General features: G+C 71.2%; 12 protein-coding genes. 5 read left to right on the top strand and 7 right to left on the bottom strand.

Annotated elements, in window-relative coordinates; translation table 11 throughout:
* Positions 1-1,239 (top strand): serine/threonine-protein kinase, encoded by a 1,239-nt coding sequence (locus BMY97_RS32365; RefSeq protein ID WP_091624402.1) that lies wholly within the window; start codon positions 1-3, stop codon positions 1,237-1,239.
* The gene (pknB, locus tag BMY97_RS32370; RefSeq protein ID WP_091624404.1) at positions 1,236-3,206 is read left to right on the top strand and encodes a Stk1 family PASTA domain-containing Ser/Thr kinase; all 1,971 of its coding nucleotides are present in this window, start codon (positions 1,236-1,238) and stop codon (positions 3,204-3,206) included. Before BMY97_RS32365 ends, pknB begins: the two co-directional genes overlap by 4 nt.
* 73 nt (positions 3,207-3,279) lie before the next feature.
* On the opposite strand, the gene BMY97_RS32375 is transcribed toward pknB, so the two are convergent.
* The 4 genes from BMY97_RS32375 to BMY97_RS32390 form a co-directional block, all read right to left on the bottom strand.
* Complete coding sequence (locus BMY97_RS32375) at positions 3,280-3,624, bottom strand: effector-associated constant component EACC1 (RefSeq protein WP_091624407.1); 345 nt, start codon at positions 3,622-3,624, stop codon at positions 3,280-3,282.
* Positions 3,625-3,917: 293 nt separating this feature from the next.
* The gene (locus BMY97_RS32380) at positions 3,918-4,562 is read right to left on the bottom strand and encodes a hypothetical protein (RefSeq protein ID WP_091624410.1); all 645 of its coding nucleotides are present in this window, start codon (positions 4,560-4,562) and stop codon (positions 3,918-3,920) included.
* Positions 4,550-5,350, bottom strand: a complete 801-nt coding sequence (locus BMY97_RS32385) for an ABC transporter ATP-binding protein (protein WP_091624837.1) — start codon at positions 5,348-5,350, stop codon at positions 4,550-4,552. Before BMY97_RS32385 ends, BMY97_RS32380 begins: the two co-directional genes overlap by 13 nt.
* Before the next feature lie 8 nt (positions 5,351-5,358).
* Complete coding sequence (locus BMY97_RS32390) at positions 5,359-6,003, bottom strand: aminodeoxychorismate/anthranilate synthase component II (protein ID WP_091624412.1); 645 nt, start codon at positions 6,001-6,003, stop codon at positions 5,359-5,361.
* A 112-nt stretch (positions 6,004-6,115) separates the two neighbouring features.
* On the opposite strand from BMY97_RS32390, the gene BMY97_RS32395 reads away from it, so the two are divergent.
* Positions 6,116-7,438 carry an FAD-dependent oxidoreductase gene (locus tag BMY97_RS32395; protein ID WP_091624839.1) on the top strand — a complete coding sequence of 441 codons (1,323 nt, stop codon included), beginning with the start codon at positions 6,116-6,118 and terminating at the stop codon, positions 7,436-7,438.
* 5 nt (positions 7,439-7,443) lie between these two features.
* Here BMY97_RS32395 and BMY97_RS32400 read toward each other — a convergent pair whose 3' ends face one another.
* Genes BMY97_RS32400 through BMY97_RS49415 form a run of 3 tightly spaced genes read right to left on the bottom strand, consistent with a single transcriptional unit; the run spans position 7,444 to position 9,874 of the window.
* Positions 7,444-8,100 (bottom strand): response regulator transcription factor, encoded by a 657-nt coding sequence (locus BMY97_RS32400; protein ID WP_091624415.1) that lies wholly within the window; start codon positions 8,098-8,100, stop codon positions 7,444-7,446.
* On the bottom strand, positions 8,040-9,098 hold the full coding sequence (locus tag BMY97_RS49410) for a sensor histidine kinase (protein ID WP_342744066.1): 1,059 nt from the start codon (positions 9,096-9,098) through the stop codon (positions 8,040-8,042). Before BMY97_RS49410 ends, BMY97_RS32400 begins: the two co-directional genes overlap by 61 nt.
* The gene (locus BMY97_RS49415) at positions 8,999-9,874 is read right to left on the bottom strand and encodes a sensor domain-containing protein (RefSeq protein WP_342744067.1); all 876 of its coding nucleotides are present in this window, start codon (positions 9,872-9,874) and stop codon (positions 8,999-9,001) included. Before BMY97_RS49415 ends, BMY97_RS49410 begins: the two co-directional genes overlap by 100 nt.
* 172 nt (positions 9,875-10,046) lie before the next feature.
* On the opposite strand from BMY97_RS49415, the gene BMY97_RS32410 reads away from it, so the two are divergent.
* Both BMY97_RS32410 and BMY97_RS32415 read left to right on the top strand, forming a co-directional pair.
* A complete protein-coding gene (locus BMY97_RS32410) occupies positions 10,047-10,757 on the top strand; it encodes an ABC transporter ATP-binding protein (protein ID WP_091624418.1) in 711 nt (236 codons plus the stop codon).
* Between the two features lie 16 nt (positions 10,758-10,773).
* Positions 10,774-11,508: an ABC transporter permease gene (locus tag BMY97_RS32415; protein ID WP_091624420.1), complete on the top strand. Its 735-nt coding sequence runs from the start codon at positions 10,774-10,776 to the stop codon at positions 11,506-11,508.
* Positions 11,509-11,564: the final 56 nt, after the last annotated feature.

The raw sequence follows: 11,564 nt of genomic DNA on the forward strand, positions 1-11,564 counted from the left end.
ATGCTGTCCTCGGGTCAGCTGCTGGCCGAGCGCTACAAGCTGACGAACCGGATCGCCGTCGGCGGGATGGGCGAGGTCTGGCAGGCCAGCGACACCCGGCTCGACCGGGTCGTCGCGGTGAAGGTGCTGAAGGCCGAGCTCTCCGGAGACGCCGAGTTCCTGCACCGTTTCCGCACCGAAGCGCGGATGACGGCTTCGCTCAACCACTCCGGCATCGCGGCGGTGCACGACTACGGCGAGACGGTCGACGAGGACCTCTCCATCGCGTACCTGGTGATGGAGTTCGTGGAGGGCGATCCGCTCGCGGGCATCCTGGCCAAGCACGGCCGTCTTTCCGCCGACTACACCCTCGACCTCCTCGAGCAGGCCGGCACCGCGCTGCAGGCCGCGCACGAACAGGGCTTGGTCCACCGCGATGTCAAGCCGGGCAACATCCTCGTCACCCCGGCCGGGCAGGTGAAGATCACCGACTTCGGCGTGGCCAAGGCGGCCGACGCGGCCCCCGTCACGCGGTCGGGCATGGTGATGGGCACCGCCCACTACATCGCCCCGGAACAGGCGCTCGGCCACGACGCCGAGCCGGCCAGCGACGTCTACTCCCTCGCCGTCTGCGGGTACGAATGCCTTTCCGGGCACCGGCCGTTCCTGTCCGAGAACGCCGTGACCGTCGCGATGATGCACATCCGCGACCTCGCGCCGCCGCTGCCGCCGGACGTCCCGCCGGGCGCTCGGGCGGTCATCGAGGCGACCCTGGTGAAGGACCCGAGGCAGCGGTACGCCAGTGGCGGCGAATTCGCCAACGCCGTCGCCGCGATCCGCGCCGGGCACCCGCTGCCGACACCGCTGGGGCTGGTGAACGCCGCGTACGCGGCCGGCCAGGTGCCGGTGACACCAGGGTCCGGGCCGAACCCGGTGCACCTCGCGGCCCCCATGAACCCCATCGGTCCTGGTTCCCATCCCGCGCTCCCCGCTGTCGCGCCGCCGAGGCCCGCGCCGCGGCGGCGAAGCCAGTGGGGCTGGTGGGTTCTGCTCGCGGTTCTGCTCATCGCGGTGCTGGTGGCCGGGGCGTTCTTCATCGCGAGAGTGGTGAGCCGGGGCAACGGTCCATCGGCGGGAAGCGTGAACACGAGTGAACCGCCGGGCAGACCGGCGCCGGCCGCGCTCGGGCCGAGCGAGAAGCAGGGCCAACAAGGCATCATGACCACACCTTGGACGGAATGGAACGGCACACAGAGATGAGCACACCCAGACTGCTCTCCAATAGGTACGAGCTGGGCGACACGCTCGGCTACGGAGGTATGTCCGAGGTCCATCACGGACACGACGTGCGTCTGGGCCGGGAAGTGGCGATCAAGGTCCTGCGCGCGGACCTGGCTCGCGACCCGCAGTTCCAGGAACGGTTCCGTCGCGAGGCGCAGAACGCGGCCGCGCTGAACCACCCGGCGATCGTCGCCGTGTACGACACGGGCGAGGCCAGCACCGATGTCGGGGCGCTGCCCTACATCGTGATGGAGTACGTCGAGGGCCGGACGCTGCGCGACATCGTCAAGACCGAGGGCCCGATGTCGCAGAAGCGGGCGATGGAGGTCATGGCCGACGTCTGCGCCGCGCTGGACTTCTCCCACCGCCACGGCATCGTCCACCGCGACGTCAAGCCGGCGAACGTGATGATCACGAAGAACGGCGCCGTCAAGGTGATGGACTTCGGCATCGCGCGCGCCATGCACGACGGCCAGTCGGCCATGACGCAGACGGCGGCCGTCATCGGCACCGCGCAGTACCTCTCCCCGGAGCAGGCGCGCGGCGAAGCGGTGGACGCCCGTTCGGACGTCTACGCGGCCGGCTGTGTGCTGTACGAGCTGATCACCGGCGAGCCGCCGTTCACCGGCGACTCCCCCGTCGCGGTGGCGTATCAGCACGTGCGGGAAGACCCGAAGCCGCCGTCGTCGGTCAACCCGGCGGTGACGCCCGAGCTGGACGCGGTGGTGCTGAAGGCGCTGGCCAAGGGCCCGGCCAACCGGTACCAGTCGGCCGCCGAGATGCGCTCCGACCTCGTGCGCACGCTCTCGGGCCAGCGCCCGTCGGCGCCGATGGTGATGTCCGAGGACGAGCGCACCCAGGTGATGAACACCGACCGGCGCCAGCCCCAGCGCTACGACGAGTACGCCGAGGAGCCGGACGAGGACCCACGCGCCAAGCGCCGTCGTCGCACGATCTTCGCCGTGGTCGCGACGCTGCTCGTGCTGGGCGTGGTGCTGCTGATCCTCTGGCTGTCCACCGATTTGTTCAAGAGCACCGCCAAGACCGCCACCGTCCCCCCTGTGGTGGGCCAGACGGTGACCGCGGCGAAGTCCCAGCTGAACGACTTGGGCTTCACGACGTTCGCGGCGGCGGTCCAGGTCCCGTGTGGGGTCGCGGCGCAGCAGCCCGGCCAGCTGACCTGCACCGACGAACAGGTCGACCACGTCCTCGCGATCGACCCGACCGCCGGCGCCAACGTGGCGACCAGCACGGAGATCAAGCTGACGGTCGGCGTCAAGCCCGGGAACACCACCGTGCCGGATCTGAAGGGCAAGTCCGCCGACGACGCCAAGACGGCGCTCCAGCAGGCGAACCTCACGTTGGGGAACACCAACACGGCGCCCGTCACCGACCCGAACGACGTCGACAAGGTGATCCTGCAGACGCCGACCGCGAACTCGACGGCCCCGATCGGCACCGCGGTCTCGATCACGATCGGCACGCAGCAGGCCCAGAAGGCGGTGCCGAACGTGGTCGGCCAGACCTTCGACTCCGCGAAGAGCGCGTTGCAGAACGCCGGCTTCAAGGTCGTCAGGCAGGACCAGGACTCGACCGCGCCGAAGGACCAGGTCGTCAACCAGCAGCCCAACGGCGGCAACCTGCCGCCGGGCGGCACGGTCACCCTGATGGTGTCGAAGGGCGTGCAGCAGATCCAGATGCCGAACCTCAAGGGCCAGACCGAGGATCAGGCCACTCAGACGCTGCAGAATCTGGGCTGGCACGGCAGCATCCAGACCCAGTCGGTCCACTCCGGCAATGCCGACCCGAACACGGTGGTGAAGACGACCCCGACCACCGGGACGACGATCGCCGCGGACCAGACGATCGTGCTGTTCGTCCAGGAGGACAGCGGCAGCACCAGCAGCAACCCGACCTCGCCCGGCGGCATCTTCCCGCCCAACTGAGGCCACCCGGCGGATTCCCGCCGGGGTGAAAGGGCCCGCACGGTTCGCCGTGCGGGCCCTTTCCGGTTGGTGCCTAAGGCTGGTCGAGGAATCCGCGGACGCTGGCGAGCACCGCGTCTGCGTCGCTGCCGGTGCCGCAGTCGAGGTCGAGCTCTTCGACGGCGCCGGAGCGTTTCACCTTGAGCCAGACCCGCTGGTCGCCGCGCCGCCGGCGCACCCAGCCGAACAGGGACCGGCACAGCGTCGCCACGGAGCGGCTGCTCACCAGCACCACCACGACGTCGCCGTCGGCCGCGACGGACCGTTCGGACAGCCGCACGCGGTCCTTCAGCTCGTCCTCGGTCCGCAACCAGGACGCCAGCTGTCGCAGCTCGTCCCCTGATCCGCCCACGGTGATCGCGGCGATCCCAGCCGTCACGGCTCTCCCCTCACGGGCCCGAACAGACGGCGCGAGGGTAACCCGGCCCGCCGCCTGCGAGGAAGACTCCAACACTCGATTGCCAGATGCAATTTGCAGATTACTCACAACGGACCAGGCACCAGCCCCCACCGGGCCGTGGGCGCGTCACGGGGATCAGTGGGGACTGGTGGTTCGGGGGCGGCGGTGGCATGAGGCCAGAGAGAGTAACGCGGATCGACTCCCGAAGGGAACATCCATACCGGTAATTGCGAGATGCAATTTGCAGATTCATCGAAACGAGGGTGCGTGGTTCAGGACCGGCGGGCCGCGAGCCGCCCGACCACCGTCGCGCTGACCAGCACCGCGACCACGGACGTGACGACGGCCAGCGCGAGCGGGCCACCGTAAGCGGCACCGTTCATGAGCGCCTGAAGCAACGGGTGGGCCAGCGGGACCCACTTGCCGAGCAGCACCACGCCGAGCACGAGCACGGCCGAGAGCACCGTCCAGCCGATCCGCGAAACCAGCAGCCGCGAGCACGGCAGCCCGATCGCGATGCCCAGCAACGCGCACGCCAGGTGGGTCAGCAGGCCGACGCCCAGCGCCCCCCAGTGCAGCTGCCACGGCTTGACCGCGGACCACCCGAGAGTGACCAGCGTGAGCACGGCCGAGCAGCCGGACACCGTCAGCAGGGCGCCGCCGATGGTCATCCGACGGCCGCCGGCGTTGCTCAGCGTGACAAGAACCTGGACCGGATCCTCGATGTCGAGCAGCGCGATCGTCAGCCAGCAGGCCACCACCATCAGCGCGCCGCCGCTCACGCCGTACAACGGCAACGGCGGCGAAGTCGGGTCGGAGTAGAGGATCACGCACAGCGCGAGGTACGCGAGCAGCGCCGGCAGGTAACGCTGCGAATGCCCCAGCAGCGCCAGGTAGTAGCGGCTCACGGCGAGCACGGCGCCACCTCCCGCACCGACCAGCCGCCCGACAACGCCCGCAACAGCAGGGCGTCGGCGCTGGTCGCATCCACGGTCAGCACGATCTGCGCGCCGTCCGCGACGACGTGGCGCACCCCCGGCTCGACGGACCAGTCGCCGCTCGGCCCGGACAACACGATCCGCGTCGCCGGCCCGGCCACGGCGACGGCCACCGGGGTGAGCCGGCCGCGCTCGATCCGGTGCACGTCGTCGGCGTACTCGCGCACCACGTCCGGCCGGTGATCGGTGAACACCACGCTCGCGCCGCGCGCCCGCGTCTCTGCCACCAGCTCGCCCAGCACGGCGTGAGTGCTGACGTCGAGCCCGGACCACGGCTCGTCGAGGATCAGCAGGTCCGGCCGTGGCAGCACCGCCTGTGCGAGGCCGACCTTCTGCGCGTTGCCTTTCGACAGCGTTCGCAGCTGCGCATCCGGGCCGCCGACCAGCGACAACCGCTCCAGCAACGGGTCTATTGTCGACAAGTCGACCAGCCCGCGGATCCGGGCCATGTGCCGCAGGTACGCCCGCGCGCCGAGCCGCTGGCCGCCCGGGAACCGGTCCGGCAGGTAGCCGATGGACGGACTGCCCTCGACGACGCCGGTGCTCGCGCGCGAGACGCCCGCCATGATCCGCAGCAGCGTCGACTTGCCCGACCCGTTCGCACCGAGAATCCCGATCACCCGGCCCGCGGGCACAGTCAGGTCGACGCCGTCGAGCACCAGCTCGCCGCCGCCGTACCGCTTGCCGACTCCAGCGAGCCGGAGCAGCGGGGCGGTCACGCAGCGGCGGCCTTCTGCAACACCTGGGTGGCACGCTCCAGCTCGTCGACCAGCTGCGGCTCGACCGGGTGCCCGGCCGAAGCCATCCAGGTGGCCAGCAGCCGGTGCCCGCCCTCGGTCAGCACCGACTCGGGGTGGAACTGCACCCCTTCCAGCGGCAGCGAGCGGTGACGCATGCCCATCACCACCCCGGACTCGGTGCGGCCGGTGATCTCGAAGACGTCCTCGGGGATCGTCTCCGGCAGCACGGTGAGCGAGTGGTAGCGGGTGGCCGTGAACTCGTCCGGCAGCCCGGCGAGCACCCCGGCGCCGGCGTGGCGGACCTGGCTGGTCTTGCCGTGCAACAGCTCCGGCGCCCGGTCCACAGTGGCGCCGAAGTGCACGCCGAGTGCTTGGTGGCCAAGGCAGACGCCGAGCATGGGTGTGCGCGTCTCGGCGCACTTCGCGATCACGTCGATGCTCTGCCCGGCGCGCTCGGGCGTGCCGGGGCCGGGCGAGACGAGCACCGCGTCGAACTCGGGGACGCGTTCGAGGTCGACCACGTCGTTGCGCCACACCGTGCAGTCGGCGCCGAGCTGCGCCAGGTACTGGACGAGGTTGTAGACGAAGCTGTCGTAGTTGTCGACGACGAGTACGCGCATACGCCCCAGCTTAGCGGCTCCCACCTGGTGGACCGTACGCCAGATCACAATGAAAATTAGGGCAGCCTAACTTAGCGTGGGCAGCGTGAGCCGACCTCTTCGCGTGGCCGTGGTGGGCGCCGGCCCAGCCGGCATCTACGCCGCCGACATCCTGGACAAGTCCGACAGCGCCGACGTGACGATCGATCTGTTCGAGCGCATGCCCGCGCCGTTCGGGCTGATCCGCTACGGCGTCGCCCCCGACCACCCGCGGATCAAGGGCATCGTGACCGCGCTGCACAAGGTGCTGGACCGCCCGAACATCCGCCTGCTCGGCAACATCGACTACGGCACCGACATCAAGCTCGACGAGCTGCGCGAGTTCTACGACGCGGTGGTCTTCTCGACCGGCGCGATGGCCGACCGCCCGCTGGACATCCCCGGCGTCGACCTCGACGGCAGCCACGGCGCCGCCGACTTCGTCTCCTGGTACGACGGCCACCCCGACGTGCCGCGCACCTGGCCGCTGGAGGCGACCTCGGTCGCGGTGCTCGGCGTCGGCAACGTGGCATTGGACGTCGCCCGCATCCTCGCGAAGACCGCCGACGAGCTGCTGGCCACGGACATCCCGGCGAACGTCCACGAAGGGCTCAAGGCCAGCCCGGTCACCGACGTGCACGTGTTCGGCCGCCGCGGCCCGGCGCAGGCGAAGTTCACGCCGCTGGAGCTGCGCGAGCTGGACCATTCGCCGAACGTCGAGGTGATCGTCCACCCCGAGGACATCGAGTTCGACGAGGGCAGCGTCGCGGCGCTGCGGGCGTCGAAGCAGGTCGACATGGTGGTGAAAACGTTGCAGGAGTGGGCGATCCGCGACGAGGGCACCCGGCCGAAGCGGCTGCACCTGCACTTCTTCCACTCGCCGGCCGAGGTGCTCGGCGAGGACGGCCGCGTGACCGGTCTTCGCACCGAGCGCACGGAGTACACCGGTGACGGCAGTGTCCGCGGCACCGGGGAATTCCACGACTGGGACGTGCAGGCCGTCTACCGCGCGGTGGGCTACCTGTCGACGCACCTGCCGGAAGTCCCGTTCGACCACGTCGCCGGCGTGGTGCCGAACCAGGCCGGCCGGGTGCTGGACCTGGACGAGAACCAGCTGCCGGGCGTTTACGTCACGGGCTGGATCAAGCGCGGCCCGATCGGCCTGATCGGGCACACGAAGGGCGACGCCGCGGAGACCGTCGCCAGCCTGCTGGCCGACGCCGACACCCTGGCCGCCCCGAAGTACGGCTCCCCGGACGCGATCCTCGACTTCCTTGCCACCCGCGGCATCCCGTTCACCACCTGGGACGGCTGGGCGAAGCTGGACGCGCACGAGAAGTCGCTCGGCGAGCCGCACGGACGCGAGCGCATCAAGGTCGTGGAGCGCGAGGAGATGATCCGCGTCTCGCGGGACTGAGCCGTTCAGCCGGCCGAGAGGTAGGCGAGCACGGCCAGCACCCGGCGGTTGGTGTCGTCCGAGGCGGCGATGCCGAGCTTGGCGAAGATGTTCGCAGTGTGCTTGCCGACCGCGCCTTCGCTGAAGTGCAGGCGCGTGGCGACGGCGGCGTTGGAGCAGCCCTCCGCCATCAGCGCGAGCACCTCGCGTTCGCGCGGGGTCAGCGCCGCCAACGGGTCGGAAGCGTTGCCCGCCACCAGTTTGGCGATCACCTCGGGGTCCATGGCCGTGCCGCCGGCGGCCACGCGGCGGACCGCGTCGATGAAGTCGGCGGCGTTGAACACCCGGTCCTTCAGCAGGTAGCCGACGGCGCCGGTGCCGTCCGCCAGCAGTTCGCGCGCGTACAGCTGCTCGACGTGCTGCGACAGGACCAGGATCGGCAGGCCCGGCTTCTCACGCCGGGCCGCCAGCGCCACCTGCAGGCCCTCGTCGGTGTTCGTCGGCGGCATGCGGACGTCCACAATGGACACGTCCGGCCGGTGCTCGCGGAGCGCGGCCGCCAGCTCGGGACCCGAGCCCACCGCGGCGACGACGTCGAAGCCGTGCGCGGTGAGCAGGTGCGTCAGGCCGTCCCGGAGGAGGTACTGGTCTTCGGCGACGACGGTTCGGGGTCGAGCTGACACGGAACCTCCACGATCGCCACGGTCGGGCCGCCCAGCGGGCTGGCGAGCGTCAACCTACCGTCGAAGCCGCCCAGCCGGCGCTCGATTCCCCGCAGTCCCGAGCCGCGCGCGGCGTCCGCGCCGCCCTTGCCGTCGTCGGTGACGGCCGCGCGCAGCAGCCCGTCGTCGTGCTCCAGCGAGATCGTGACCCGCCGGGCCGACCCGTGTTTCGCCGCGTTGCCAAGGAGTTCGCACACCGCGAAGTACGCGCACGCCTCCACCGGCTGCTCGACGCGACCCGCCAGCGAGCCCGTGACCTCGACCTTCAACGGGCTGTCCAGCGCCACCGCGCGCACGGCGTCCAGCAGGCCCCGCTCCGACAGCACGGGCGGGTGGATCCCCCGGACCAGCACCCGCAGCTCCGTCAACGCCTCCGCCGACGCGGTCCGCAGGTCCGCCGCCAGCTTCTTCGCCGCCGCCGGGTCGCTGTCGATCAACGCTTCCACCGCGCCCAGCTTCATGCCCATCGCCACGAGCCGCGACTGGATCCCGTCGTGCAGGTCGCGCTCGATCCGCCGCAGCTCGGCGGCCTGCGCCACGGTGACGTCGGAGCGGGTCTGGTCCAGCCGCCGCACGCGCTGCGCCAGCCGGATCGCCTCGGTCGGGCCGAGCACCAGCCGGGCGAACCTCGCCTGCTGCCGCGCGAGCCAGGTCGTCGGCGCCAGGCCGAGCACCAACGCGGCCAGCGCGACCGGCGTGACCGCGAGCGCCGGCCCGGTACTCGTGACCGGGGGAAGGCCGATCACCTCGAAGTAGTGCGTCGACGCCTGCTGCGCCGCCGGCCAGCCGCTGATGAACCGGCCCGCCCACAGCGCCGCCAGCCCGGCGATCCCCCAGAACGTCAGCACCACCGTGGGTATCAGCAGCACGGCCGAAACGACCGGCACCAGCACCGCGGCGGCGAGGTCGCGCCAGGTCGCGGGGTCACGCAGGATCCAGCGGAACCGCGCCCGCTGCACCGGCCGGCGCAGAGCCGATTGAGCTGCTTGCCCACCTGGAACAGCCCGTCGGCGCGCGGGACGGGCAGCGGCGGGGGCGGCAGGTACGGCCGGGGGATCCGCACGCCCGTCCAGTTGTGGATTTCGCGGCGGGCGGTGTCGGGCACCGTCCGGCTCGCCACCACCAGCGCCGGGAAGAACGGCAGCGCCAGCAGCTGCACGAACGCCAGCACGAGGTGGATCAGGCCCAGCACGAGGATCCCGATCTGGTGACCGAGCGACTCGGTGTGCCGGTGGAGCCACCGGTCCCGCGGCCGGGCCGGGTGGTGCCCCAGCCACCAGCGCGTCCACCGGCCGTAACCCCGCAGCGCGCGGGGACCGGACAGTACCGTGGCCACCAGGAGCACCAGCCCGGCGACCGGGTTGACCAGCTGCCACTGCAGTTCCCGCCCGACCGCGGGGTCGTCGAGCACCCAGTTGATCCGCCGGTTCGCCCGGATCCACCACGACCGCTTGAACAGCTGGTTCCCGTCGCGGTACCAGCCGTCGCGCTCCCGCTCCGGCTCCGGCGGCGCCGGCCGGTACGGGTCCGGGACCTCGACGCCGCACCACGAACCGGCCAGCGCCCGCGTCCGCCGGGACCGCCCACGCGCCCACAGGATGGCCGACGGCAGGAAGAAGACCAGCCCGACGCACAGCAGCACGAACGCGAACAGCTCCACCAGCACGTCGAACCAGCTCAGCAGCGCGAGCCCGGCCAGCACGAACGCCCGCCGCACCGCCGTCGGATACGTCATCGACATCCCTCCTCCCACCGGCTCAGTCTGACCGCTCGAAGCGGCGAAGCGCATTGGCCCGAGCCACCCGGCAGGGGTGGTGCTGGACCCACCCCCACGTCAGCAAAATCCCACCCGGGCTGGGGTTTCACGGCCATTCTGCCGGTCGCCGCGCGCTTCTAGCGTTTTCCGCATGCCACTCATCGAAGTCACCGAGCTGACCAAGCGGTACGGGAACCGGGTCGCGGTCGACGGGGTCTCCTTCACCGTCGAGCGCGGCGAGATCTTCGGGATCCTCGGCACCAACGGCGCCGGGAAGACCACCGCCGTCGAATGCCTCCAGGGACTGCGCACCGCCGACGCCGGCACGATCTCGGTGCTGGGCCTCGACCCGGCGCGCGACCGTGACGAGCTGCGCCGGCGCGTGGGCGTCCAGCTGCAGGAAAGCCGGCTGCCCGAAAAGCTGCGGGTGCGCGAGGCGCTCGAGCTGTTCGCGTCGTTCTACCCGCACCCCGCGGACGTCGACAGCCTGCTGCGGCGGCTCTCGCTGGAGGCGCACGAGCGCGCGTACTTCGGCCGGCTCTCCGGCGGGCTGAAGCAGCGGGTGTCCATCGCGCTGGCGCTGATCGGCGAGCCCGAGGTCGCCATCCTCGACGAGCTCACCACGGGCCTCGACCCGCACGCCCGCCGCGACACCTGGAAGCTCGTCGAAGGGGTGCGCGACGGCGGCGTGACCGTCCTGCTCGTCACCCACTTCATGGACGAGGCCGAGCGGCTCTGCGACCGCGTCGCGGTCTTCGACGCCGGCCGGGTGGTCGCCACCGGCACCCCCGCCGAGCTGCTCGGCACCACCGGGAAGTCCACTTTGGACGACGCGTTCGTCACCCTCACCGGCCGCGACTGAGAACCAGGAGAAACCCGTGCGCACCTTCACCAAGCTCGTCGCCACCGAGACGAAACTGTTCCTCCGCACGCCGATCTGGCCGGTGCTCGGCGTGCTGCTGCCCGCCGCGGTGCTGCTCGCCGTGGGCCTGATCCCCGGCTTCACGAAGCCGAGCGACGTGACCGGCGGCTACCGCTTCGTCGACCTGTTCGTGCCCTCGCTGGTGGTCATCGCGATCGCGATGCTCGGCCTGCAGGTCGCCCCCGGCGCCATTGCCGCCTACCGCGAGCAGGGCGTGCTCCGCCGGCTCGCCACCACACCCGTGCCACCGTCGTACCTGCTGCTGGCCCAGCTCGCGATCCACGCCGTGGTAGCGCTCGCGGGCGTCGCAGTCCTGCTGGTGGCCGGCCACGCCGCGTTCGACGTGCCGATGCCGCGCCACCCGCTGACCTTCCTCGTCACGCTGGCGCTCGGCCTCGTCTCGGTGTTCGCGCTCGGCCTGATCGCCGCGTCGCTGGCGCGGACCAGCAAGGGCGCGGGCGGGCTCGCGATGGTCGCCTACTTCCCGATCATGTTCCTCGGCGGCGTCTACCTGCCCCGGCCGCTGCTGCCCGCCGTGATCCAGCGGATCGGCGCGTACATCCCGCCCGGCACACAGCCACTGCAGGACGCGTGGGTGGGCAATGGCGTTCAGCCGCTGCAGTTCCTCGTGCTGGCCCTGTTCGCACTGGGCGGAACGGCGCTGGCGGTACGGCTGTTCCGGTGGGAGTAGTCCACCGAAGTGGTGATGAACATCGTTTTCTCTTGTGGCGCGGACGCCCCGGCGGT

Source organism: Amycolatopsis saalfeldensis (assembly GCF_900110575.1).
Lineage (GTDB): Bacteria > Actinomycetota > Actinomycetes > Mycobacteriales > Pseudonocardiaceae > Amycolatopsis > Amycolatopsis saalfeldensis.